This window comes from Pseudonocardia autotrophica, from assembly GCF_003945385.1.
In the GTDB taxonomy this organism is placed as follows: domain Bacteria; phylum Actinomycetota; class Actinomycetes; order Mycobacteriales; family Pseudonocardiaceae; genus Pseudonocardia; species Pseudonocardia autotrophica.
In genome coordinates, this window is the sequence record NZ_AP018920.1 from 3627395 (window position 1) to 3650924 (window position 23530).

24 protein-coding genes are annotated in these 23530 nt (G+C 74.1%); 8 read left to right on the forward strand and 16 right to left on the reverse strand.

The features are described from left to right. Window positions 1-52 precede the first annotated feature (52 nt). Window positions 53-997 (forward strand): esterase/lipase family protein, encoded by a 945-nt coding sequence (locus Pdca_RS16985; RefSeq protein ID WP_085911011.1) that lies wholly within the window; start codon window positions 53-55, stop codon window positions 995-997. Window positions 998-1035: 38 nt separating this feature from the next. After that, window positions 1036-1692, forward strand: coding sequence for a pentapeptide repeat-containing protein (locus Pdca_RS36955; RefSeq protein WP_158092053.1), 657 nt, complete (start codon window positions 1036-1038; stop codon window positions 1690-1692). A 4-nt stretch (window positions 1693-1696) separates the two neighbouring features. Here Pdca_RS36955 and Pdca_RS16995 read toward each other — a convergent pair whose 3' ends face one another. From Pdca_RS16995 to Pdca_RS17040, 10 genes are all read right to left on the reverse strand, one after another. Next, a complete protein-coding gene (locus Pdca_RS16995) occupies window positions 1697-2407 on the reverse strand; it encodes a hypothetical protein (protein ID WP_085911013.1) in 711 nt (236 codons plus the stop codon). A 70-nt stretch (window positions 2408-2477) separates the two neighbouring features. Beyond that, complete coding sequence (locus tag Pdca_RS17000) at window positions 2478-2939, reverse strand: hypothetical protein (protein ID WP_125911441.1); 462 nt, start codon at window positions 2937-2939, stop codon at window positions 2478-2480. A gap of 88 nt (window positions 2940-3027) precedes the next feature. Beyond that, on the reverse strand, window positions 3028-3588 hold the full coding sequence (locus Pdca_RS35630; RefSeq protein WP_169835104.1) for a hypothetical protein: 561 nt from the start codon (window positions 3586-3588) through the stop codon (window positions 3028-3030). A gap of 234 nt (window positions 3589-3822) precedes the next feature. Continuing rightward, window positions 3823-4995, reverse strand: coding sequence for a hypothetical protein (locus Pdca_RS17010; RefSeq protein ID WP_085911016.1), 1173 nt, complete (start codon window positions 4993-4995; stop codon window positions 3823-3825). Between the two features lie 121 nt (window positions 4996-5116). Then, window positions 5117-6097 carry a 5-oxoprolinase subunit C family protein gene (locus tag Pdca_RS17015; protein WP_085911017.1) on the reverse strand — a complete coding sequence of 327 codons (981 nt, stop codon included), beginning with the start codon at window positions 6095-6097 and terminating at the stop codon, window positions 5117-5119. After that, window positions 6094-6966, reverse strand: coding sequence for a 5-oxoprolinase subunit B family protein (locus tag Pdca_RS17020; protein WP_085911018.1), 873 nt, complete (start codon window positions 6964-6966; stop codon window positions 6094-6096). Before Pdca_RS17020 ends, Pdca_RS17015 begins: the two co-directional genes overlap by 4 nt. Further along, on the reverse strand, window positions 6963-8318 hold the full coding sequence (locus Pdca_RS17025; RefSeq protein WP_085911019.1) for an acetyl-CoA carboxylase biotin carboxylase subunit: 1356 nt from the start codon (window positions 8316-8318) through the stop codon (window positions 6963-6965). The genes Pdca_RS17020 and Pdca_RS17025 overlap by 4 nt, the downstream gene beginning before the upstream one ends. Window positions 8319-8327: 9 nt before the next feature. Continuing rightward, a complete protein-coding gene (locus Pdca_RS17030; RefSeq protein WP_085911020.1) occupies window positions 8328-8573 on the reverse strand; it encodes an acetyl-CoA carboxylase in 246 nt (81 codons plus the stop codon). A gap of 11 nt (window positions 8574-8584) precedes the next feature. Beyond that, the gene (locus tag Pdca_RS17035; protein WP_085911021.1) at window positions 8585-9307 is read right to left on the reverse strand and encodes a LamB/YcsF family protein; all 723 of its coding nucleotides are present in this window, start codon (window positions 9305-9307) and stop codon (window positions 8585-8587) included. A gap of 24 nt (window positions 9308-9331) precedes the next feature. Next, a complete protein-coding gene (locus tag Pdca_RS17040; RefSeq protein ID WP_085911022.1) occupies window positions 9332-11701 on the reverse strand; it encodes a xanthine dehydrogenase family protein molybdopterin-binding subunit in 2370 nt (789 codons plus the stop codon). A 120-nt stretch (window positions 11702-11821) separates the two neighbouring features. On the opposite strand from Pdca_RS17040, the gene Pdca_RS17045 reads away from it, so the two are divergent. The 3 genes from Pdca_RS17045 to Pdca_RS17055 all read left to right on the forward strand — a co-directional run bounded on the left by Pdca_RS17045 (window position 11822) and on the right by Pdca_RS17055 (window position 15380). Next, complete coding sequence (locus Pdca_RS17045; RefSeq protein WP_085911023.1) at window positions 11822-13312, forward strand: PucR family transcriptional regulator; 1491 nt, start codon at window positions 11822-11824, stop codon at window positions 13310-13312. 83 nt (window positions 13313-13395) lie between these two features. Beyond that, on the forward strand, window positions 13396-14028 hold the full coding sequence (locus tag Pdca_RS17050) for an NADPH-dependent FMN reductase (protein ID WP_085911024.1): 633 nt from the start codon (window positions 13396-13398) through the stop codon (window positions 14026-14028). Then, entirely contained in the window at window positions 14025-15380 is a 1356-nt protein-coding gene (locus tag Pdca_RS17055; RefSeq protein WP_232021011.1) for an MFS transporter, read from the forward strand. The genes Pdca_RS17050 and Pdca_RS17055 overlap by 4 nt, the downstream gene beginning before the upstream one ends. Before the next feature lie 32 nt (window positions 15381-15412). On the opposite strand, the gene Pdca_RS17060 is transcribed toward Pdca_RS17055, so the two are convergent. Then, on the reverse strand, window positions 15413-16000 hold the full coding sequence (locus tag Pdca_RS17060) for a DUF4232 domain-containing protein (RefSeq protein ID WP_085911025.1): 588 nt from the start codon (window positions 15998-16000) through the stop codon (window positions 15413-15415). A 147-nt stretch (window positions 16001-16147) separates the two neighbouring features. On the opposite strand from Pdca_RS17060, the gene Pdca_RS17065 reads away from it, so the two are divergent. Continuing rightward, a complete protein-coding gene (locus Pdca_RS17065) occupies window positions 16148-16885 on the forward strand; it encodes a sulfite exporter TauE/SafE family protein (protein ID WP_174824257.1) in 738 nt (245 codons plus the stop codon). A gap of 36 nt (window positions 16886-16921) precedes the next feature. On the opposite strand, the gene Pdca_RS17070 is transcribed toward Pdca_RS17065, so the two are convergent. Then, window positions 16922-18964, reverse strand: coding sequence for a serine/threonine-protein kinase (locus Pdca_RS17070; RefSeq protein ID WP_085911026.1), 2043 nt, complete (start codon window positions 18962-18964; stop codon window positions 16922-16924). 137 nt (window positions 18965-19101) lie between these two features. Beyond that, window positions 19102-19608, reverse strand: coding sequence for a MarR family winged helix-turn-helix transcriptional regulator (locus Pdca_RS17075; RefSeq protein WP_158092055.1), 507 nt, complete (start codon window positions 19606-19608; stop codon window positions 19102-19104). Between the two features lie 194 nt (window positions 19609-19802). On the opposite strand from Pdca_RS17075, the gene Pdca_RS17080 reads away from it, so the two are divergent. Beyond that, window positions 19803-20690 carry a DUF427 domain-containing protein gene (locus tag Pdca_RS17080; RefSeq protein WP_232021012.1) on the forward strand — a complete coding sequence of 296 codons (888 nt, stop codon included), beginning with the start codon at window positions 19803-19805 and terminating at the stop codon, window positions 20688-20690. A 9-nt stretch (window positions 20691-20699) separates the two neighbouring features. Here Pdca_RS17080 and Pdca_RS17085 read toward each other — a convergent pair whose 3' ends face one another. Next, on the reverse strand, window positions 20700-21170 hold the full coding sequence (locus tag Pdca_RS17085; RefSeq protein ID WP_085911028.1) for a MarR family winged helix-turn-helix transcriptional regulator: 471 nt from the start codon (window positions 21168-21170) through the stop codon (window positions 20700-20702). Window positions 21171-21257: 87 nt separating this feature from the next. Between Pdca_RS17085 and Pdca_RS17090 the strand changes: the two genes are divergently transcribed. Beyond that, on the forward strand, window positions 21258-22334 hold the full coding sequence (locus Pdca_RS17090; RefSeq protein WP_085911029.1) for a M20/M25/M40 family metallo-hydrolase: 1077 nt from the start codon (window positions 21258-21260) through the stop codon (window positions 22332-22334). On the opposite strand, the gene coaA is transcribed toward Pdca_RS17090, so the two are convergent. Then, complete coding sequence (coaA, locus tag Pdca_RS17095) at window positions 22306-23292, reverse strand: type I pantothenate kinase (protein ID WP_085911030.1); 987 nt, start codon at window positions 23290-23292, stop codon at window positions 22306-22308. The genes Pdca_RS17090 and coaA overlap by 29 nt on opposite strands. Next, window positions 23289-23456: a hypothetical protein gene (locus Pdca_RS35635; RefSeq protein ID WP_158092056.1), complete on the reverse strand. Its 168-nt coding sequence runs from the start codon at window positions 23454-23456 to the stop codon at window positions 23289-23291. Before Pdca_RS35635 ends, coaA begins: the two co-directional genes overlap by 4 nt. Window positions 23457-23530 lie beyond the last annotated feature (74 nt).

Here is a 23530-nt window from a genome sequence, read left to right on the forward strand (position 1 = left end):
CGTGACGCGTCGTTGTACCCACCGGTAACACCGATGCGGGGAGGCAGCAGGGATGAACCGGCGGCGATGGGGTGCGATCGCGTCGATCGCACTGGCGACCCTGGTGGTCGGGGCGGCCATGGTGACCCCCGTACAGGCGGCCCAGGCGGCGCCCGCGCCGGCTCCGGCGCAGCTCCCGGAGCTGCTCGTTCCCTCCCCGCCCGGCTCCAACGACTGGGACTGCACGCCGACCGACGAGCTCCCGAACCCGGTCGTGCTGGTGCACGGGCTGACGGCGAACCAGGCGAACAACTGGGCGTACATCGCGCCGCAGCTGGCGGAGCGCGGGCACTGCGTGTTCTCGCTGACCTACGGCCGCAACCCGCTCACCCCGCCGCCGCTGACCCAGGTCGGCGGTCTGGCACCCATCGAGGAGAGCGCGCAGGAGCTGGCGACGTTCGTCGACCGGGTGCTGGACGCGACCGGCGCGGAGAAGGTGGACATCGTCGGTCACTCCGAGGGTTCGCTGATGCCGAACCACTGGGTGAAGTTCCTCGGCGGTGCCGCGGTCGTCGACCGCTACGTCGGCCTCACGCCGTTGTGGGACGGCACCGAGACCGCCGGGCTGGCCTTCCTCAACCGCACCGGTGAGCAGCTCGGGCTGGGACCCGCGGTCGGGCTCGCCCTCGACCCGTTGTGCGCCGCCTGCCGGCAGGTCCTGCGCGGCTCGGACTTCCTCGCCGAGATGAACTCCGGCGGCGGGCCGCGGGTGGACGGCGTCACCTACACGATGATCCTCACCCGGTACGACGAGCTGGTGGTCCCGTACACGTCCGGGTTGATGGACGGGGCGACGAACATCGTCCTGCAGGAGGGGTGCCCGGCGAACCTGGCCGAGCACCTGGCCGTCGCGTTCGACCCGGTGACGCTGCAGCACATCACCAACGCGCTCGACCCGGCGAACGCCGAGCCGGTCCGCTGCTTCCCGGTCGGGCCGGACGCCCCGCCGGCCACCTGACCGGCGGAACGGTCGGTGGGCCGTGCCAGGCTGCCCGGGTGACGACCGCCGAGATACTCATCGCCGCCGTCCGGGCCGGGGAACCGGTGCACGATCCCGATCTGGCGGAGTGTGACCTGCGGGAGGTCGATCTCGCCGGCCTGCAGTTGCGCGGCGGCTCGCTTGCCGGGGCCGATCTGCGTGGTGCGCGACTGGACCGGGCCCGGATCTCGGGTACCTCGCTGGCGGGGGCCGATCTGCGGGAGGCCGACCTGACCGACGCCGTACTGAGCGCGGTCGACCTGTCGCGTGCCCGGCTCGCGGGTGCGTTGCTGGGCGACACCCGGTTCGACGACTGCCGGATGCTGGGGACGGTGCTGCGCGGCGTCCGTGGCCTGGCGGCGTCGTTCGTGCTGACCGGGTGCAATCTGCAGCTGGCGGATCTCGGGGATCTGGCGCTGCGCGGGCTGCGGGTCTCCGAGTGCGACCTGTCCGAGGCCGATCTCTCCGGCGCGGACCTGCGGACGGTGGTCTTCGACCGGTGCCGGCTGCGCGGGACCGTGCTGCGGGCCGCCCGGCTGGACCAGGCCGACCTGCGGACCAGCGACCTGGGCGAGATCACCCCGGACACCCCGCGCGAGTTGCGGGGCGCGGTCGTCTCCCCCGGTCAGGCGGCCGCGATCTGTGGCGCGCTCGGGCTCACCGTGCTCGGCTAGCGGCTCAGCGGACCCGGTCCAGGCCGTCCTCGATCTGTCCGGCGATCCACGGGTCCAGCGCGCAGTTCGGGTCGTCCGGACCGGCCATCGCGATCGGTCCCAGCTCCAGCAGGTCCGACGACGAGCAGGTGGCGCCCGGGTCCGCGACGGGATCGTCGGCGTCGAGCGGCGCCGGGACGACGTGGCGCGACGAGCCGGCCGTGCGCTGCTGCTGCGCCTCGGCGTCGTAGTAGGCGGCGACCTCGGCGTCTCCGGCGGCACGGGCCTGCTCGGCTCGCTCCTCGGCCTGCACGCGCAGCTGATCGGCGATCGTGCTCACCTCGGCGGCATCGCGCTCGTCCGCCGACTGCCGGGCCTGTGCGGCGTCGCGGGCTCCCGCGACCGCGTCCATCAGCAGCTCCCCGCGGCCCGGGAGGGTCCCCGAGCCGACCGGCGGCTGTGTCGTCGTGACAGTCGTCGTGGCAGCCGTCGTGTCGGCTGCCACGGGAGCCGCCGTGGCAGCCGGGGCGGGTTCGCCGGGCGCGGCCTCCGCCGCCACCGGCTCGGCCTCGGCGACCGGCAGCGACGCCGCGGCCGGAGTCGGGGCCGGCTCGACTCCCGGCGTGGCACCGACCAGCAGGCCGGCGGCCACACCGGCGCCGCCGATCAGCGGAGCCGTGCCGATCAGGGCACGACGGCCCGGTGTGGTGAGTGTTCGTCGATGCCGTCCGGTCATCGTGATCGCCTCCCGTCCCGTTCCCGATCTTCGTATCCAGAACGGTCCGGGGCGAAACACCGACGGCGGATCAGTTCCCGGCCGCGTCGAGGAGCTGGGCGTCGATCCAGGGGTCGCGGGACCGCTCCCGGCCCTGGTCATCGCGGTAACCGCAGTCCCGGTCGGTGATCCGGTTCGGGTCGGCCGGATCGTCGAACCGGGGCGGGCCGTCGAGGTCGCAGCCGGCGACCGGACCCGGTGCCGGGCGGTCCTGGCGGGCCGCGGCGCGGAGCGCGTCGCCCGCGGCGGTGGCGACGGCGTCGGTGGCCGGGAGTTCGAGCACCGGCGCGGTACGCGGGGCCGCCGCCACCGGGACCGCACCGGACGCCTGCTGCGTCAGGGATGCCGTGCCGCGGTCGAGCGCCCCGCTGCCGACGATCACCGCCACCACGGCGACCACCGCGGCGATCGCGACGACGACCGGCAGTGCGTCGAGACAGGCGCGGCGGGACGGCGCACGGCGTACCCGATGCACCCGATGACGTCCGCCCATCAGCGCCCCTCCGGCTGTTCCGAACAGCTCAACGGCTGCTCCGATGATGGCCTGTGGGCGGCCGGACCGCGACCGCCCGGATGGCTGTTCACTCTCCGGTGGCCCCGGTCCGCTCCCCCGCCGGGTCCGCGGGTGCGGCACCGGCCGGAGACGCCCCGTCCTGCGGCGTGGCCGGGGCGGGCGGCTCCGGAGCGGGCTCGGCCGGTTCGGCGGGTGGTGCCGCCGGTGGGGGCGGCGGGGGCGGCGCCGCGGTAGTGCGGGCCCGCTCCCGGCGGAGTTCCTCCTGCGCCGCCCGTCGCTCCAGCTGCGCGGCCCGTTCCCGGGCCTGCTGTGCCTGCCGGGCCTGTTGTGCCGCGCGCTCCTGCGCGGCGACCCGCGCGGTGACCGCCTGTGCGGCGTCACCCGCGGCGCGGGCGGCTCCGTCACCGGTCAGGACGACGTCGCCGAGCACGGCCCCGCGGGGTGCCGTGGTGCGGGGCGTGGTGGTGCGGGGTGCCGGTGGCGTCCGCTCCGGGCCGGACGCCACGGCCGGCGGCCGGTCGGTGAAGGTCGGGATCGGCACCCCGTCGCCCATCCGCTCGTCGGCCGGTGCGGCCCGGCCGACGAGCAGGCTCGCGACGGCGGCGACGGTCACGAGGAGCAGCGGCACGCCACCGATCAGGACGGTCCGCAGCCCGCCGGACCGGCGGCCCGGTCCGCGGGGCGGCCGGGCGGACCCGGTCCAAGGCGTCGAACCGTCCGCCGGCGGCGGCTCGGGCATGCGATGGCGTGCGGCCATCAGCAGCAGCCGATAGGGCCGTTCGGACCAGTCATGGTGCTGACCATGCCCGTCGGGGTGCGCCCCGGTCATGCGCCGAACGGGTGGGTGAGGTGTCCGTCCGGGTCAGTCCGGGATCTGGGAGAGCGCCGGGCCCGCGGTCCGCGCGTCCGAGTCCTGGGACTCCTGGGCCTGCTGGGACTCCTGCACCTTCGTCCGGAGTCGCTGCAGAGCGTCGCCCTCGGCGTCGCCGCGGGCGCTCTGCCGAGCCTCGTCGCGGGTGTCCCGGTCCGGGCTGTCCGAGCGTTGCTGGGGAACGGTGCTGCGCGGGGCGGTGCCGACCGGGTCGGCGGTGTCCGGGGAGGCCGGTTCGGCGGAGCGCTGCTGCGGGGCGGCACCGCGCGGAGTGGTGCTGTGCGGAGTGGCGCTGCGCGGGGATGCCGGCTCGACGGAACGCTGCTGAGGGGTCGTGCTGCGCGGGGCGGTGCTCCGTGGGGCGGTGCCGCGCGGGGATGCCGGCTCGGCCGAGCGCTGCTGGGGCGCCGTACTGCGCGGGGATGCCGGCCCGGCGGGGCGCTGCTGCGGGGTGCTGCTGCGTGGGTCGGTGCTGCGCGGCGATGCGGGCCCGATGGAGCGCTGCTGCGGGGTGGTGCTGCGCGGCGGCTGCGGCTCGGCCGAACGCTGCTGGGGGACGACCGGCGCGGCCGCAGCAGGCTCAGGGGCGGGCTGAGGCACCGGCCGGACCGGAGTCGCGCCGCTCCCCGGCCCACCGGCCCCCGGACGCGCGGTACCCGGCGCGGCACCGGCAGGGCTGGAACCGGCGGAACCCGAACCGGCAGGGCTGGCGCCGGCGGTACCCGAAGCGACAGGCCCGACCGAACCGAATGGGCCGACCGAGCCGGAAGAACCTGCCGCCCGGAACATGGCCGCGCCCGCCCCCACCGGCCCCGGAGCCGACGCCGCGCCCCAGAGGGCCGGGCCCCGGGCACCCGGAGCGGTCGCGGCGGCTCCGGCTGCCTCCCCGGCGGCGAGTGCGGGCGCGGCCGCGACCCGGGAGTCGACCGTGCGAGCCGGTGCGCCCGTGGCGTCGGGCGCAGCGGGCCGCAGCGGCGGGGTGGCCGCGGCCGCCCCCGGATCGGGCGCTGACGCGTCCGGCTCCGAGGAGCGGCTCGCGAGCCGGTCCGCGCCGGCACCGACCACCACGACCGCGGCCAGCGCGACCGCACCGAGCGTGGGGATCGCGACCGCGAGGATCTTCCGGGTCAGGCTCGCGCCCGCCGTCCTCCGATGCCTGCCCATGTGTGCCGACCGCCTCCCCGCGATGTTCCGGTACGACCGAGCGTCGAGTCTGGACCAGATGTTCGCGTTAGGCCACCCCGAACGGATGAGTCACATACACCGGTTCGGCGGCACCGGGCCGTCAGGTGAGTGAGGCGTACAGCCGGGCGAGGCGGTCCTTCCGCTCGGCGCGCAGCCCCAGCGCGGTCTCCAGGTCGACCTCGACGAAGCGGGTTCGGGTCCGCGGCGCCGACTGCGCGACGATGTCGAGATCGCCGGAGATCACCGTCGCCACCATCATGTAGCCGCCACCGGACACCGCGTCGCGGTGCAGGATGATCGGCTCCACGCCGCCCGGCACCTGGATCGAGCCGATCGGGTACGGCGAGTCCACGATGTTCGACGGGTCCTGTCCGGCACCGAACGGCGGCTCCCGGTCCACCGTCTCCAGCCGGCCACCGGCGTAGCGGAACCCCATCCGGTCCGCGACGGGCGTCAGCGTCCACGTCGTGTCCAGGAACGTCGCGCGCCCGTTGTCGGTGAGCCGGTGGTCGTAGAGCCCCATCACGACCCGCACCTCGACGTCCTTCGACGTCGACGACCGCAGGTCGTCGGGAACCACCAGCCCGGCCCGGCCGGAGCCGCCGGAGCCGACCGGCAGCACGTCGCCCTCGGCGATCGGGCGACCGTCCACCCCGCCCAGCGAGCCGATCACATAGGTGGACCGGCTGCCCAGGTCGACCCGGGTGTCCAGCCCGCCGGACACCGCGAGGTAGGCCCGCGCGCCGGACTTGAGGTAGTCGAAGTCGAGCACGTCGCCCTCGGCGACGGCGAACGACTCCCACTGCGGGCGGGTCTCCCCGTTCACCCGCGGCGCGATCGTCGCACCGGTCACGGCGACCACGGCCGGGCCGGTGAACCGCAGCTCCGGTCCCATGTAGACGATCTCGAGCACCGCGTCGTCCGGCGAGTTGCCGACCAGCGCGTTCGCCGCGGCGAGCGAGTACTGGTCCAGCGCGCCCGACGGCGGGATGCCCAGGTGGTAGTAGCCCGACCGGCCGCCGTCCTGCACCGTGGTGGACAGGCCGGGCTTGCGGACCTCGATCGACGTCGTCGCGCTCACGTCAGGACCTCCAGCAGGCGCTTGTTGTAGCCGTCCGGGTCGTCCAGGAACGGCTGCAGGTCGAACTCCACCGGCCGGGCGGTGATCCGGTACTCCCCCGCCTCGGCCTTCGCCTGCGCGTCGTCGTACTCGTCCCGGTCGATCGGCCGGAACTTGACCATGTCACCGGGCCGCATGAACACCTTGTGGTCGGTGAAGTCCGGCTTCGTCTGACGCGGGTCGTAGATCGGCGCCGGGGTGATGCCGAACATCTGGTAGCCGCCGGCCCCGCGCACCGAGTAGATGCAGGAGAAGCAGCCGCCGTAGCCGACCGTCTGCTTCGGGGTGTCGGTACGCGGCCGCAGGTACTTGGGAACCACGATCTGCCGCTCCCGGGGCACCATCTGGTACTTGAACGGCAGCCCCGCCACGAACCCGACCATCGAGGTGAACCACGGTGAGCCCGAGTGCGCCGCGATGAACTCGTCGACGCCCGCGTAGCCGTTGATCCGGGCCGCGTACTCGATGTCGGTGGCGTCCGGGTCCTGGTGCCGGTCCCGGAAACGCATCAGCGTCTCGGTGGTCCACGGGTCCTGGTAGAGCACCGGGATGTCGACGACCCGGCAGTTCAGGGTGACACCCAGCGCGTCACCGACCCGCGCCTCGAGCGACTTGAGGTGCTCCAGGAACCCGTGCGGCTCCAGCACGTCGGGGTCGTAACGCACCTGGTAGGACGCGTTCGCCGGGCAGATCTCCAGGATCCCGTCCGGCCGCTCCTCCTGCAGCAGGTTGGTGATCGCGACGGCCTTGAAGTTGGCCTGCAGGCTCATCTCCTCGGCCAGCTCGACGAACACGAACTCGTCGCCGCCCCAGCTGTAGCGGGCGCTCATGAGGTCTCCTTCCGTTCGGCCAGCCACTGTTCGAGGGTTCCGGTGTGGAAGTCGGCCGAGCCGACCCACGGCTCGTCGACCAGCTCACGCAGCAGCCCGACGGTGGTCGGGATGCCGGCGACGGTGAACTCATCCAGCGCGCGCCGGGAACGGGCGAGCGCCTCCTCCCGGTCGGCACCCCAGACGACGACCTTCGCCAGCAGCGAGTCGTAGTAGGGCGGGACGGTGCCGTCCGGCTCGAGCCAGGTGTCGCAGCGGACCCACGGCCCGGAGGGCAGCGTGATCCGCCCGACCGAGCCCGGCTGTGGCATGAAGTCCTTGGTCGGGTCCTCGGCGTTGACCCGGTACTCGATCGCGTGCCCGCGCCGCTCGATCTGCTCCTGGCTGTGGCGCAGCGGCTCGCCGGCCGCGATCCGGAGCTGCTCGGCGACCAGGTCGATGCCGGTGACCAGCTCGGTCGTCGGGTGCTCGACCTGGATCCGGGTGTTCATCTCGATGAAGAAGAAATCGCCGCCGGCGTCGTCGACCAGGAACTCGACGGTGCCCGCCGAGGTGTAGCCGACCTCCCGGCACAGGTTCACCGCGGCGCTGGTCATGGCGTCCCGGGTGGCCTCGGAGATGCCCGGGGACACCGCCTCCTCGACGACCTTCTGCCGGCGCCGCTGCAGCGAGCACTCCCGCTCGAACAGGTGCACCGCGTCGGAGCCGTCGCCGAGCACCTGGACCTCGACGTGCCGGGCCCGCTCGACGAACCGCTCCAGGTACATGGTGCCGTCGCCGAACGCCTTCTGCGCCTCGGTGGACGCCTGCCCGAACGCGGTGCGCAGACCGTCCTCGTCGTGCACGACCCGGATGCCGCGCCCGCCGCCGCCGGCGGCGGCCTTGAGCATCACCGGGTAGCCGGTGTGGCGGGCCGCCTCGACGGCGGCGTCGACACCGTCCACCCCGCCGGGGGTGCCCGGCACGGTCGGCACGCCCGCGGCCCGGGCGACCTCCCGTGCGGCGACCTTGTCGCCCATCTTCTCGATCACCGAGCCGGCCGGGCCGACGAAGGTCAGCCCGGCGTCGGCGACGGCGGTGGCGAACGCGGCCCGCTCGGACAGGAACCCGTAACCCGGGTGCACCGCGTCGGCACCGGTCTCCTTCGCCGCGGCCAGGATCGCCTCGGTCACCAGGTAGGACTTGGACGCCGGCGACGGCCCGATCTCGACACACGAGTCGGCCAGCCGGGTGTGCAGCGCGTCGGCGTCCGCCTTCGAGGCCACGGCGACCGTGCGGATCCCCAGGTCGCGTGCGGCCCGGATGATCCGGACGGCGATCTCACCGCGGTTGGCGACGAGCAGCTTTTTCATCAGCGCCCCTCAGCCGATCTCGACGACCGCCACGGGCTGGCCGGCGTCCACCTCGTCCTCGTCGCCGACCAGGAACTCGACGAGTGTGCCGGACGCCCCGGCCTGGATCTGGTGGAACGACTTCATGACCTCGACCAGGCCGACCGTCTGGTCGTCGGTGACGGTGCTGCCGTCCTCGGCGAACGCCGGGCTGTCGGGATCGGGCCGGCGGTAGAAGACGCCGGGGATCGGGGAGACGACCTCGTGTCGGGGCACGTACAAACTCCTCAGCTCAGGTGGGGCTTCAGCGCGGTGTTGACGGCCTGGGCCAGCTCCACCGCGTTCGGGGTGTCGGAGTGCACGCAGACCGAGTCCGCGCGCACGGTGAGCTCCTTGCCGTTCTCCGAGGTCGCCTTGCCCTCGGTGACGGCGCGCAGCGCGCGCTCCGCGGACCGCACCGGGTCGAACGCCTGGTGCTCCCGGGTGATGATCAGCGAGCCGTCGTCGCGGTAGTCGAGATCGGCGTAGTACTCGGCGATGAATCCGGCGCCGCGGTCCCCCCACACCTGCTCGTGCACGGTGCCGACCATCCCCATCAGGGGCGCGCCGAACACGTCGGCGGCGTCCGCGATCGCCTGCGCCACCTCCGGATCACGGGAGGACATCCCGTAGAGCGACCCGTGCACCTTCACGTGGTTGAGCTCCATGCCCTCGGCGCGCAGGAATCCCGACAGCGCGCCGATCTGGTAGACGACGGCTGCGGTCAGTTCCTCACGGTCCATCTTCATCTCGCGACGGCCGAAGCCCTCGCGGTCGGGCAGTGACGGGTGCGCACCGACCTTCACCCCGTGCCGCTTCGCGAGCTTCACGGTCCGGGTCATCACCCGGGGATCGGACGCGTGGAACCCGCACGCCACGTTGGCGACGGTCACGAACGGCATCAGCCCCTCGTCGTCGCCGCAGTGGTAGATCGAGAACGACTCGCCCATGTCGCAGTTGATGGCCACCATGTTCCGGCCTCCTCTCCTACGGGTTCAGGCAGTCTGCTGGTTCGCCTGCATGATCGCCCGCCAGACGGCCTGCGGCGTGGCGGGCATGTCGACGTGGGTGACCCCGAGGTGCGAGACGGCGTCGATCACCGAGTTCACCACCGCAGGCGACGAGCCGATCGCGCCGGACTCGCCGATCCCCTTGACCCCCATCGGGTTCGTCGGCGACGGGGTGACGGTCTGCTCCAGCTCGAAGTTCGGCAGGTCGGTCGCCGACGGCACGGTGTAGGACGCCAGGTTGCCCGCGGTCGGGTTGCCCGCGTCGTCGAACGTGGCGTGCTCGTAGAGCGCCTGGCCGATGCCCTGCGCGATACCGCCGTGCAGCTGGCCCTCCACGATCGTCGGGTTCACCACCACCCCGCAGTCGTCGACGGCGACGTAGCGGCGGATCCGGGTGAAGCCGGTCTCGGTGTCGACCTCGGTCACGCAGATGTGCGTGCCGAACGGCCAGGTGAAGTTCGGCGGGTCGAAGGCCGAGTCCGCGGTCAGGTTCGGCTCCATGCCCTCGGGCAGGTTCGCCGCCAGCGACGCGGCACCGGCGACCTCCTGGATCGTCACCGACGGCCCGGCCGTCCCGACGACCTGGAACTTGCCGCCCTCGAACTCGAGGTCCTTCTCGTCGGCCTCCAGCAGGTGCGCGGCGATCAGCATCGCCTTGTCCAGCACCTTGCCCGCCGCCAGGTGGACCGCGGTGCCGCCGACCGACAGGCTCCGCGAGCCGTAGGTGTCGCGGCCGAACGGCGCGATCAGGGTGTCGCCGTGCAGCACCTCGACGTCGTCGGGGTGCACGCCGAGCCGGTCGGCGACGATCTGCGACCAGGCGGTCTCGTGCCCCTGGCCGTGCGGCGAGGTGCCGGTGATGACCTCGACCTTGCCGCTGGTCGTCATCCGGACGGTGGACTGCTCCCAGCCGCCGGACTGCAGCCGCACCCCGGCCGCCACCTTCGACGGCGACAGCCCGCCGGACTCGGTGAAGTTGCCGAACCCGATGCCGAGCTGGACCGGGTCACCGGACTCGCGGCGCTTGCGCTGCTCCTCGCGCAGCGCGTCGTAGTCGGCGAGCTCCATCGCCTTGCGCATGCAGGTCTCGTAGTCGCCGGAGTCGTACTGGACGCCGGACGGCACGGTGCGCGGCTCGTCGAACTTCGGGTGCAGGTTGCGCAGCCGCAGCTCGGCGGCGTCCATCCCCAGCTCGCGGGCCAGGTCGTCCATGATCCGCTCGTGGCCGTAGGCGGCCTCGGAGCGGCCGGCGCCGCGGTAGGCGTCGGTGGGCGTCAGGTTGGTGAACACGCCGCGGCAGGTGAAGGAGTAGCTGCCGAAGTCGTAGAGCCCGCAGAAGGTGAAGGCACCGAACACGGCGATGCCCGGGGTCAGCAGCTGCAGGTAGGCGCCCATGTCGGCGAGCAGCTCCACCTTCATCCCGAGGATCTTGCCCTCGGAGGTGGCGGCGATCGAGATGTCCTGGATCTGGCCCCGGCCGTGCGTGGTGGCCTGGTGGTGCTCGGAGCGGGTCTCGGTCCACTTGACCGGCGCGCCGAGCTTGCGGGCCAGTACCAGCGCCAGGAACTCCTCGGCGTAGACGTTGAGCTTGGCGCCGAAACCGCCGCCGACGTCCGGGGCGATGACCCGGATCTTGGTGTCGGCGATCCCGGTGACCGCGGACAGGATGTCCCGGACGAAGTGCGGGACCTGGGTGGCGGTGTAGACGGTGAAGCCGCCACCGACCTGATCCGGCACACAGACCACGGCGCGCGGCTCCATCGGCGACGGGATCAGCCGCTGCTGCAGGTACTGCCCGGACACCACGACGTCGGCCTCGGCGAACGCGGCGTCGACGTCGCCGGTGGCCAGCGGCCAGGTGTAGCAGTGGTTGGTGCCCAGCTCCTCGTGCACCAGCGGGGCACCCTCGGCCAGCGAGTCGGCCATGTCGACGACGGCGGGCAGCTCGTCGTACTCGACATCGACCAGATCCGCGGCGTCCCGGGCGGCCCGGGCGCTGGTGGCCAGCACCACGGCGACGCCGTCGCCGACGTGGTTCACCTCGCCGCGGGCCAGCGGACGGTGGTCCGGGATCTTGATGTCCTCGGTGACCGGCCATCCGCACGGGATGCCGGCGAGGAACTCGTGATCGATGTCCTCGGCGGTGTAGACCGCCCGGACGCCCTCCTGCTCGAGTGCGGCGGCGGTCTCGATCGAGACGATCTTGGCGTGTGGGAGCGGGCTGCGGACGACGGCCAGGTGCAGCGTCCCCGCGGGGGCGATGTCATCGGTCCAGGTAGCCCGGCCGGTCAACAGTGCCGGGTCCTCCTTGCGGGGCAGGCTCGTCCCGACGTAACGCGGCGCGGTGGTGGTCACGCTCGAACTTCCCTTCGACGACGATCCGTGCCGGACAGCGTGATCCACGACACCGGCTCGCGGTAGTGTACGAACTGTCCAGTTGAGATTCCGTGACACTCCAACCTGTCAGGGGGAGCCGTGCCGGTCACCTTGCGCGATCTGTGTACCGACCGCAACCTCGGTCTGCGGCCCGCGTGTCCCGCCGCGGATCTGGATCGTCGTATCTCCTGGGTGCACTCTTCCGAGTTGCCCGACCCCACGCCGTACCTCGACGGCGGCGAACTGTTGCTGACCACCGGGCTGGGCCCGGCCATCGATCCGGCCGCCTACGTCCGGCGGGTCGCCGTGCACGGGCTGGCGGCGCTCGGCTTCGGCACCGGGCTCGGGCACGACGAGCATCTCCCGGCGGTCGCCGCTGCCTGCGAGCACGAGGGGCTGCCGCTGATCGAGGTGCCCGAGCGGACCCCGTTCCTGGCGCTGACCAGGGCGGTGACCGAGGCCCGGGCGGCCGAGCGGTACGCCGAGGTGGTGCGCACCGACGAGGCGCAGCGGGCATTGACCGCGGCCGCGCTGGGCGACGACCGGGCCGAGAGCACCGGGCGGGTGCTGGACCGGCTCGCCGAGCGGCTGGAGGCGTGGGTGCTGGTCTCCGACGCCGACGACCGGGTCCGGCACGCCGCGCCCCGCCAGGCGTCCCGGCGGGCGGTCGCACTGGCCGGTGAGATCACCCGGGTGCGCGAGCACTCCGGCCCGTCGAGCGTCACGGTGGCGGCCGGCGGCGGGCAGGTCGTGCTGCAGCCGGTCCGGTTGATCGGGCCTGCGGTGCTCGTGGTCGGGCGGAACCGGCTGTTCAGCCCGGTCGACCGGCAGGTGATCGGTTCGGCGGTGTCGGTGCTGACCCTGGCGCACGCGCGCGGCGCCGCGGCCGGGCGGGCCGAGCAGCGGCTGCGTACCGCCGTGCTGCGGACCCTGGCCACGCTGCCGGACTGCGGCGCCGATCAGGTGCTGGCCGACACCTGGGGCCCGCTGCCGGACGGCGACCTGGTCGCGATCGCGCTCGGCGGGCGGCCCGCGGCGGGCCGGCTCGACGTGCTGGTCGACGCGCTCGAGCGGGCCGCGGTCGGGTTCCACGCCGAGCTCGACGGACAGGTCGCCATCGTCGTCGGTGCGGACGCGGTGGAGCCGGTGCTGAGCCTCGCCGCGCGGGCCCGCGGCGTCCGGGCCGGGATCTCCGATCCGGCGCCGGTGTCCGGTCTCGGTCGGGCGCTGCGGGAGGCCGGGCGGGCGCTGGACGCCGCCGAGCGCCGGGACCGGGCGGTGATCCGGTTCGCCGACCTGGCGGGCAGCGGGCTCTCCGCGCTGGTGATCCCGGAGGACGCCGCCGCGTTCGCCGAGTCGGTGCTCGCCCCGCTGGTGCGCCACGACATCGAGCGCCGCGGTGACCTGGTCGCCTCGCTGCGCGAGTGGCTCGCCCACCACGGGCAGTGGGATCCGGCGGCGGCCCGCCTGGGCGTGCACCGGCACACGCTCCGGTCCCGGATCGAGAAGGCCGGTGCGCTGCTGGGGCGCGATCTCGACTCCCCCGGCGTCCGGGCCGAGCTGTGGTTCGCCCTGCACGCGCCGGCCTGACCTTGACCTGAAGTGAACTACAGCTCCTAGCGTCTGTCGGGCCGGGTGGAGAAGCCACCCGCCGACCCCCTACGGGAGCAGTCATGACCCGCACCTCGACCACCCCAGCAAACTCAGCCACTCCAGCCGACGCAGGCACCTCGACCGGCACCGGACCGGCCGATCCGGTCCGGCTCGCGGTGATCATCGGGAGCGTGCGCGCCGGCCGGTACGGGCCGACCGTCGCGCGCTGGTTCACCGGTGAGATCACCGGGCGGGACGACGTCGTCGTCGACGTCGTGGACCTGCTCGGGTCCGATCTGGCACCCCGGATGGACCGGGATCCCGATCCGGACCTGGGAGCCCGGCTCGCCGCCGCGGACGCGTTCGTCGTGGTCACACCGGAGTACAACCACTCCTACCCGGCCGGTCTGAAGATCGCGATCGACGCGTTCCACTCCGAATGGGCCGCCAAGCCGGTCGGGTTCGTCAGCTACGGCGGACGCTCCGGGGGCATCCGGGCGGTCGAGCACCTGCGGACCGTGTTCGTCGAGCTGCACGGGGCACCCGTGCGGGACGCGGTCAGCCTGCCGGACTACTGGACCCTGTTCGACGACGACGGTGCACTCACCGACGACGGTTCCGCCGCGCAGGCCGCGCAGCTGCTCGCCGGCCAGCTCGTGTGGTGGGGACGGGCCCTGCGCGACGCCCGCGCCCGGCACGGTGCGCTCGCGTGAACGCGCCGGAGACGGCACCGGTCCGCACCCGGTGGGGCGCGGTCGTCGCACTCGGGCTGGCGATGCTCGCGGTGACCTCGGAGATCACCATCGCCGCGGTCGCACTGCCCGGGATCGGCTCCGGGATGGGCGTCGGTCCCGGTGCGACGGCGTGGGTGATGCTCGCCTACACCGTCCCGATGGCCGCGCTGGGCATCCCGGCCGGACGGTGGGGTGACCGGGCCGATCCCCGGCCGGTGTTCCTGATCGCCCAGGCCGGGCTGCTGCTGGGGACGGCGGCGACGGTCCTGGCGCCCACCTTCGCGGTGCTGATCGGCGCCCGGGTGCTGCAGGGCATCGCCGGGGCGCTGGTGGTCGCGGTGTACATGCCGATCGTGACCGCGGCGGTGGCACCGGAGCGCCGGGGCAGCGCGATCAGCGTGATCATCACCATCATGACGGTGGGTGCGATGGCGGGCGCACCGATCGGTGGCCTGGTCGCCGACGCCGTCGGCTGGCGCGCGGTGTTCCTGGTGAAGGTCCCCGCCGTGCTCGCCGCGGTGGTGACCGGCGCGATCCTGCTGGACCGGCGCCGGGTCCGCGGGGTGCCGCTGCCGGACCGGTCGGTGCTCGCCGAGGCGGTGCTGCTCGGCGGTGCGGTGACCGCCCTGCTGCTGGCACTGGAGCAGGGCGCCGGCCCGGTCTGGCAGGCGCCGCTGGCAGCAGTGCTCGCGGTGGCCCTGCTGGCCGGCTGGTCCCGGCTCCCGGCGGCCGCCGCCGTCGTCGAGCTGGTCCGGCGGCCCCGGTTCGGGGCGACCCTCGCCGCGCTGCTCACGCTGTCCCTCGGTGCCGGGCTGAGCGCGTTCCTGGTGCCCTGGTTCGTCACCGACGTCGTCCGCGGGACAGCGGCCACGAGCGGCGCGGCGCTGCTGGCGTTCGTGGCGGCGATGGCAATCACCTCACCGGTGGCGGGCCGGCTGACCGACCGGTTCGGGGCGCTGCGGATCACCGTGGCGGGCGGATCGCTCAGCGTGCTCGCACTGGCCGTCCTGCTGCCGCTCGGTGACGGCTCCGACGCGACCGCGCTGGCCTGGCGGATGGCGCTGTTCGGGATCGCCGCCGGGGTGTTCAACCCGGCGGTGAACGCCGCGGTGCTCGCCGCGGCACCCGCCGGCGCGGAGGGTGCCACCGGCGGGATCGCGATGACGGTCCGGACGATCGGCGCCGCGGTCGGACCCGCCGCGGTGGCACTGGGCTGGACGCTGACCGGTGGTGGCACGCCGGGCTGGCGGCTCGGGATCGGGATCCTGCTGGTCGCCGCCGCGGTGGGGACCCTCGCCGTGCTGCGTCCGGCACTGCGGGCACCGGCCTGAACCCACCCGGCACGCGGGGCCGCCCCGGTCGGTCAGCGGGCGACCACGGAGGCCACGGTGGCCTGCGGCTGGTCCGGCTCGGCCGAGCACACCGGGCCGGGCCGCGGCACGAAGCGGCCGCCGGTCCCGCCGGGCGGCGCGACCCGGATCCCGCGAACCTCCTGCGGTGCGCAGTCCCGCGCCGGATAGCTGTCGGTGGCCGTGACCCGCAGCGCCGCGGTGGCGGCCCGCCCCGGCTCGAGCTGTACCCGGGCCCGGGGTCCCTCGACCGCGGCGCGCGGACCGACCGGCGCGCCCTCGTTGCCGGCCACGAAGGAGACCCCCGGGTAGCCGTCGAGTACACAGGCCACGGCTCCGGTGTTGCGGAAGATCAGCTCCTGCACGCCGGCGTCGCCGTCCGGACGCACCGGGGTGGCCGAGACGTCCAGGGTGTCCCCGGTGCACGGGCCGGCAGGCCCGGCCGGGGCAGCAGGTTCCGGCGGGCCGGGGGTCACCACCTCCGGAACCGCGGCGACGTTCGGGACGGCAGTCGGCGCCGGGGCCGGGAGCGCGGGGGCGGCACAGCCCGCGGCCAGCACCAGCAGCGCGACGACGGCGCCCGGCCTGCACAGATCCGCCATGTCGCGCTCCGTCCCGTCGAATCGACAGCCTCATTGTGACGCCTGCTGTGACCGCGCCCTCACCCGGTCGGGGTACCGGGTCGGCTGCGATGCCCGGCGATAGGATCGCGACATCCACCCCGTTGCACCGCTCCCCCGCACCGGCCGGTGACCGCCGCCCAGCTGCTCCTGCTGTTCGCGGCCGGGATCGCCGCCGGACTGACCGGCGCGGTCGCCGGGCTGGCCTCGCTGTTCTCCTATCCGGCGCTGCTCGCCGTCGGGCTCCCGGCGACGACCGCGAACATCACCAACACCGTCTGCATGCTGTTCCAGGGCGCCGGTTCGGTCGCCGGATCGCGCCCGGAGCTGCGCGGGGCGGGCCCGCAGATCCGGCGCTGGGTCGTTCCGGCGCTGCTCGGCGGCGCGACCGGGGCCGGTCTGCTGCTGCTGACCCCGGAGGGCGGGTTCGAACGGATCGTGCCGTTCCTGGTCGCGGGCGCGGCGACGCTGCTGCTGCGGCCGCCGCGCCCCGCCGCGGCCCGGGAACCCGGCCCGGGCGTCGCCGTCGGGGTGTTCGCGGTGGCGGTGTACGGCGGCTACTTCGGCGCGGCGGCCGGGGTGCTGATGCTGGCGCTGCTGGCCACGCTGCCCGGCACCACGCTGCTGCGGGCCAACGGCCTGAAGAACGTCCTGAGCTGGGCGGCCAACGCGATCGCCGCCGTCGGGTTCGCGATACTCGGTGACGTCGCGTGGGCGGCGGTGCCCGCGCTGGCGGCGGGCCTGCTGGTGGGTGCCCGGCTCGGTCCGCCGCTGGCGCGCCGGCTGCCGACCCGGCTGCTGCGGATCGTGATCGCGGTCGCCGGGCTCGGGCTGGCGGTGCGGCTGTTCGTGGACGCCTGGCTGTAGGCAGCGCAGCTCCCCAGCCCGTATCCCGGGCCGGTGTCAGGGCCGGTCGAAGACCGCGGTGACCGGCCCGTCCGAGCGGTAGCCCTGGCGCTGCAACCACCCGTCCAGCTTCGACTGCACCGCGCGCAGCTCGGGCCGCTTGTGCGGCTCGGTGCGCATCGCCTGCTTGAGCAGCGACAGGTGCGCGGTCCGGCTGGGCAGGTGGGTCAGCTTCGCTCCGGCGGCGGCCGCGCGGAGCCCGGCGACGGCGTCGCTGGACTCACCGCGGGGCGGCTGCCCGCTCAGCGCGAACGACACCGCCGCGGCCAGCTGCCACCCGTCCGAGGACGGCGACGCGGGCTTCCCGGCCGCCGTCTCCGGGGCCAGGTAGTCGGGTGTGCCGAGTACGTAGCCGGTCTGGGTCAGCGTCGAGTCGCCCTGCTTGCGGGCGATCCCGAAGTCGATCAGATGCGGATGCCCCTGCGGGTCGACGACGATGTTGCCCGGCTTGATGTCGCGGTGCAGCACTCCGGACCGGTGTGCCGTGTCCAGCGCGCCGGCGATCCCGGTCCAGATCCGGGCGGCGGAGATGTCGTCGAGGATGCCCCGCTCGGCGACGAGCTGGCCCAGCGACATCCCGTCCACGTGCTGCATCACGATCACCAGCCCGTCCATCCCGCGCAGGCCGGGATCGGAGGAGGCGTGCAGCAGGTCGTAGATCTCCACGCAGCACGGATGCCGCATCGCCCCCAGCGCGGCCGCCTCGCGGCGGATCCGTTCCTCGGTCTCCGGATCGGCGGCGTGCGCCGACTTGACCGCCACGGTGTGCCCGAGCTTGGCGTCGTGGGCCAGCCAGACGCCGCCGAAGCCGCCCGCGCCGAGCCGCTTGAGCAGCCGGAACCGCGGCGCCCGCGGCGGACCGCCCGCTACCGGCGCGACCAGGGTCGGCCTGCGCGGCGGCGGGCCGGGCGGCACCGGGGGTGGATAGGGCCCGCCGGACCGGGGGCCGCGCATCGGACCGGCAGCCGGATGCGCGGCGGGGCCCGATGCCGGCGGCGCCGGTGCGGACGGCGGATGCGCGATGGACGGGCGACCGGGAGCGAGTGCGCCCCGGGACCGGCCGGATGCCGCAGGTGGCGCGGCGGGCGGCGCCCCGAAGCCGACGTAGGGGGTGGCCTGCTCCACCGACGGCGCACCGGTTCGCGCCGACACCCCGACCGGTGCCTCCGGCTCGCGGCGGCTGAACCGCTCCGCGAGCCGCTCGGCCACGCTCGGTGTGGACACCACCTGCGGGGCCACCGACGATCCCGGGCCGCGCCCGGTGCGCGAGGAGCCGGCCGCCACCGGGGGCGCCGACCGGGGCTCCGGCGGCGCGTCCCTACCGGCCCGGATCCGTTCGATCCGGGCCCGCGACGGCGGCGGGAACATCGGCACCACCAGCACACCGAGCAGGCTGCCGCCGAGGATGCCGACCCACAGGTGCTCCGCGGTGCCCGCCGGAACGGCGGCGGTCAGCACGATCAGCGAGAACAGCGAGAGCCAGAAGAACTTGGCGGGCCAGCGCGGCCCGCGGCGCAGCGCGGTGCGGGCCTGCACGGCGACCAGCAGCACGGCCAGCAGCGGCACGACGCCGAGCAGCACGACCGCGGTCACCGAGGTGACGACGTCGCCGCCGCCGATCGCACCGGCGACGCTCCCCCGGCCCAGGTAGCTGCTCTGGGTGCCGACGATGTCGCAGGTGGTGACGCGGATCGAGTCGGTCGCCCCGGCACTCAGCCCGGGCACCACCGGGTCACCCGCGGTGGCCCGGGCGAACACCTCGCCCGCACCGACGAACACGGCGAGCGGGAACAGGCCGGCCGCGAGCACCCCGATCCCGCCGATCAGCACCGACTCGGCGGCGTTGTAGCCCGACGAGGAGCCGGAGCCGATCCGGCGGCGGATCAGTGCGACGGTCGCCGCGCCCGCGGTGGGCAGCAGACCGGCCAGTACGCCGAGGGCGGTGACCGACCACGCCCAGTCTCCGGGACACACGTCCGGGATCCCGAGACCCCGGATACCGTTCAGCACCCCGGCGACGAGTGCCACCAGCGCGTCCACGCCCGCACCTACCCCTCGTCGCCGGTTCCGCCGGGTCCGGACGGCTGACCGGCCGGACCCCCCACTATGGCATCACACGGACGGCGGACCGTCCGCGCATCGTGCCCGGGGGCGACCGGCGGGGACGACGGGTGGGATCAGCGCAGGTAGAGGTCGAGATCGGTGTTGAAGCGGTCGAGCAGACCGGCGAGCGACTCGCGGTCGGCGTCCGGCCAGTGCGCGATCACGTCGCGCAGCGGTGCCAGGCGCGCGGCCCGGACCTGCTCGCGGGCGGCCATCCCGGCCGGGGTGAGCTCGACGCTGACCGAGCGCGGATCACGCTCGTGCGGCGAGACCTCGACCAGGCCCGCCCGGGAGAGCCGGGAGACCTGGCGGCTGGCGGTCGGCTTGCTGACCCCGAGCTTGCCGGTCAGGGCGGTCAGCGAGAGCGCGCCCTCGTCGTCGAGCAGCATCAGGACCGGGTAGGTGTAGCGGTCCACGGCCTCGTTCGAGCCGTAGCCGTGCGCCCACACCGACTCCATCGTCCGCCGGACGAGCAGGGTGATCTGCTTCTCCAGCGACTGCAGGGAGTCCTCGGAGCGGTTGGAGCGCTCGACGGCATCGAGGTCGTCGCGCTCGGCCGTGGCGACACTGCCAACGGTCATGTCGTCGTCAATCGGGCCAATCGGACGTTCCGTCATGTTTCGAATGCTACACACGTTGCGATCCGCAATATTAGGGTTCGCAATCATGTAAGAGGATCGAAAGGTTCCTTGCATGCGTTGCGCTGTTCGGGGTAATGGCGACACGTCCTCGACGAGTTCTCGATGAGCGCTCGATGAGATCCCGATGAGCTCGCGTGGCCCCGCCCCCGGACGTCTGGTTCGGTGGGGAGACATCCGACGAGAGGACGGCCGTGGGCCTCACCCGATCCGACGGACCGTTGTCGCCGTACGCGCCGACCACGGTCAACTACGCCCTCGACGGTCCGGCGCACAAGCTGCTGATGCACCCGTTCCCACGCCGGGTCCGGGCGGTACTGGCCGGCCGGACCGTGCTCGACACCCGGCGCGGGTTCCTGGTGCACGAGTCCAACCTGCTGCCGGTCCTCTACGTCCCCGAGGCCGACCTGGACGCGTCCGCGCTGGTCGCCAGCGACCACACGACGCACTGCCCGTTCAAGGGCGACGCCGCCTACCGCTCGCTGCGGGTGGGCGACCGGACCGTCGCCGACGCGGTCTGGCACTACCCGGAGCCGGTGCCCGCGGCGGACTGGCTGCGCGGGCTGGCCGCGCTCTACTGGAACGCGGCGGACGCCTGGTACGACGAGGACGAGGAGGTCTTCGCGCACCTCACCGACCCCTACACCCGGGTCGACGTCCGCCCGACCGGCCGGCACGTCGTCGTCGCGCACACCGCGCCCGACGGCACCCGCACGGTGCTCGCCGAGTCGCACCGGCCGCTGGTGCTGTCCGAGACCGGACTGCCCAACCGCTGGTACCTGCCCCGGGCCGACATCGCCGTGGACCTGACGCCGGCCGACACCCGGACCCGGTGCCCGTACAAGGGCGAGGCCGCCTACGAGAACGCCGAGCTGCCCTCCGGCGTGCGGGTCGCGGACGCGTTCTGGCACTACCCGGAGCCGCTGCCGGAGTCCTCCCGGATCGCCGGGCTGCGCTGCATCGTGGGCGGCAGCCGGAACGACGGCTCGGAGATCACCGTGACGGTCGACGGTGAGCCGGCCTGAACCTGCCGGTCAGTCATCGTCGGGCACGAGCAGCGCCTCGAGCGCCGGCAGCGCCGTGACCAGCGCGTCCCGCTGGCCGGCGTCGAGCCGGTCGAGCCGGCGCGCGATCAGCGCGGTGCGGTGGCTGCGGATCTCCCGCAGACATGCCTGGCCGGTGTCGGCGATGCTGACGAGCACGCCCCGCGCGTCGCAGGGATCGGCCGCCCGCGCCACCATGCCCTGCTCGTCGAGCGAGGACAGCACCCGAGACATCGTCGGGGCGGTCACGCCCTCGCGCCGGGCCAGCTCGGAGAGCCGCAACGGTCCGTGCTGCTCCACGGTCACCAGGGTGGAGAGCTGCAGCGGGGGCAGCGTCTCGCTCCCGTCGATCCGGATCCGCCGGTTGAGCCGCCCGACCACCAGTCGCAGCCGGGCCGCGAGCTCGTCGTCGCGCGTCTCGGACCCGCTGGTCACGGTCACGCCGCCGGAGTCAGCTCCCATCCGGACATCCTGCCAGCCGAACGCTGAGCAATGGCATCGGCCTTGCCGCGTGTCACAGTCGGTGATCCGAACGAGAGGAGAGAGCCCGTGCACGATCCCGTCGACCTCGCCGGCCGGCTCGTCGCCCTGGACACCCGCGGCGGAGGTGAACGCGCCGCCGCCGACCTGCTCGCCGATCTGCTCGACGACGGCGGGTTCACGATCGCGCTGACCGAGCCCGAGCCCGGACGGGCGAACCTGGTGGCACGCCGCGGGTACGGCACCCCGACCACGCTGACCGGGCATCTGGACACCGTTCCGGCCGATCCCGCGGGGTGGTCGTTCGATCCGCACGCCGGCGACGTCGTCGACGGGCGGCTACGCGGGCGCGGCTCCACCGACATGAAGGCCGGCGTCGCCGCGATCACGGTGGCCGCGCTGCGCAGCGCACCCGAGGTCCCGCTGCAGCTCGTGTTCACCTTCGGCGAGGAGACCGGGGGCGATGGCGCACGTGCCCTCACCGGTCTCGAACCGTCGCCGCTGCTGCTGGTCGCCGAGCCGACCTCGAACCGGGTGCTGCACGGCCACAAGGGCGTGCTGTGGCTGCGGCTGATCGCCGCCGGGGTCTCCGCACACGGCTCACGGCCCGAGCTGGGGCGCAACGCACTCGTCGCGCTGGCCCGCGCCGCGGCCCGGCTGCACGACCACGACGGGTGGCCGGTCGGCTCCACGCACGGCCCGGTGACCTGCAACCCCGGTGTCCTGCGAGCCGGCACCCAGCCGAATCTGGTGCCCGACCACGCCGAGCTGGAACTGGACCTGCGCCTGGTCCCCGGGTTCGACGCCGACGCCGCCCGCGCCGTCGTCGCCGGGCTGGCCGGCGACGTCCGGATCGACACGATGATCGACCTGCCCGCGATCGGCACCGATCCGGCCGATCCGCACGCGGCGCGGGCCGCCCGGGAGCTCGGGCACGGCGGGGCGGAGCCGGAGTTCGCCAGCTACTTCACCGATGCCTCGGTGCTGGCCCGGCGGCTCGGCGGGGGCGAGCGGGACTGCGCGGTGCTCGTCTACGGTCCCGGCGATCCGGCGCTGGCGCACGTCACCGACGAGACCTGCTCGGCGGCGAACATCGCAGCCGGCACGGACGCGCTGCTCAGAGCTTGCGCAGTCGCACCCGGGTGACGTTGTGGTCGGCCCCCTTGGTCAGCACCAGGCTGGCCCGGGACCGGGTGGGCAGGATGTTCTGCTCCAGGTTCGGGGCGTTGATCGAGGCCCAGATCGTCTCCGCGCGGGCCACCGCGTCGTCGTGGTCGAGCTCGGCGTACCGCCGGAAGTACGACTGCGGGTCCCGGAAGGCGGTCCCCCGCAGCCGCAGGAAGCGCTCCACGTACCAGCGCCGGACGTCCGCGGTGGCGGCGTCGACGTAGACCGAGAAGTCGATGAAGTCGGACACCGTGAGCGCACCCGCCACGGCGGGCTGCAGCACGTTGAGTCCCTCGATGATGAGGATGTCCGGCCTGCGGACGACGAGCTGGGCGTCCGGGACGATGTCGTAGACCAGGTGCGAGTAGACCGGCGCGGTCACCTCGGGCCGGCCGCCTTTGATCTCCGAGACGAACCGCAGCAGCTTGCGGCGGTCGTAGGACTCCGGGAACCCTTTGCGCTCCATCAGGCCGCGCCGCTGCAACTCGGCGTTCGGGTGCAGGAACCCGTCGGTGGTGACCAGCTGGACGTTCGGGTGCTCCGGGGAACGGGCCAGCAGCAGCCGCAGCAACCGGGCGGTGGTCGACTTGCCGACCGACACCGAGCCGGCGATCCCGATCACGAACGGGGTCCGGGCGCTGGCCGCGCCGAGGAACCGCCGATAGGCGCGGTAGAGCCGGCCGCCCTCCTCGACGTGCAGGTTCAGCAGCCGCGACAGCGGCAGGTAGACCTCGCGGACATCGTCGAGATCCACGAAGTCGCCGAAGCTGCGCAGCTGCTCGAGCTCCTCGGCGGTCAGCGGGACCCGGGTCGACGACGCCAGCTGTGACCACGACCGGCGGTCGAAGTCGACGAACGGCGAGGCGCTGCCCTTCGCCAGGCCGGAGGGTTTGCGCCCGCGGTACTGCGGGGACGGGTCGGACGCCGCGGCCGTCATCGGGCCACCGGGGCCGGCGCGTACCCGACGACCAGGGCCGGGCCCGGCAGCACCTGCGCGACCGCGGCCGGGACCCGCCGCACGAGCACGCGGCGACCGGCCGGGGGCGGCCCGCCGGGATCGCGTCCCGATGTCGCGGGCTGGGGCGTCGTCGCCGTGGTCATGGCTGACCAACCTAGTCCCCGGCCGGGTGTCGCACGGCGTGACATCACTCGCAGCTTCCGTCGCGCGCCGCCGC

Coding starts and splice junctions, on each gene's coding strand:
- Pdca_RS16995 (WP_085911013.1), bottom strand. CDS start 2,407: ATGACCGGACGGCATCGACGAACACTCACCACACCGGGCCGTCGTGCC.
- Pdca_RS17010 (WP_085911016.1), bottom strand. CDS start 4,995: ATGGGCAGGCATCGGAGGACGGCGGGCGCGAGCCTGACCCGGAAGATC.
- Pdca_RS17020 (WP_085911018.1), bottom strand. CDS start 6,966: ATGAGCGCCCGCTACAGCTGGGGCGGCGACGAGTTCGTGTTCGTCGAG.
- Pdca_RS17085 (WP_085911028.1), bottom strand. CDS start 21,170: ATGGGAGCTGACTCCGGCGGCGTGACCGTGACCAGCGGGTCCGAGACG.
- Pdca_RS17035 (WP_085911021.1), bottom strand. CDS start 9,307: ATGGTGGCCATCAACTGCGACATGGGCGAGTCGTTCTCGATCTACCAC.
- Pdca_RS16985 (WP_085911011.1), top strand. CDS start 53: ATGAACCGGCGGCGATGGGGTGCGATCGCGTCGATCGCACTGGCGACC.
- coaA (WP_085911030.1), bottom strand. CDS start 23,292: ATGACGGCCGCGGCGTCCGACCCGTCCCCGCAGTACCGCGGGCGCAAA.
- Pdca_RS17060 (WP_085911025.1), bottom strand. CDS start 16,000: ATGGCGGATCTGTGCAGGCCGGGCGCCGTCGTCGCGCTGCTGGTGCTG.
- Pdca_RS17025 (WP_085911019.1), bottom strand. CDS start 8,318: ATGAAAAAGCTGCTCGTCGCCAACCGCGGTGAGATCGCCGTCCGGATC.
- Pdca_RS17000 (WP_125911441.1), bottom strand. CDS start 2,939: ATGGGCGGACGTCATCGGGTGCATCGGGTACGCCGTGCGCCGTCCCGC.
- Pdca_RS17075 (WP_158092055.1), bottom strand. CDS start 19,608: ATGACCGTTGGCAGTGTCGCCACGGCCGAGCGCGACGACCTCGATGCC.
- Pdca_RS35635 (WP_158092056.1), bottom strand. CDS start 23,456: ATGACCACGGCGACGACGCCCCAGCCCGCGACATCGGGACGCGATCCC.
- Pdca_RS17050 (WP_085911024.1), top strand. CDS start 13,396: ATGACCCGCACCTCGACCACCCCAGCAAACTCAGCCACTCCAGCCGAC.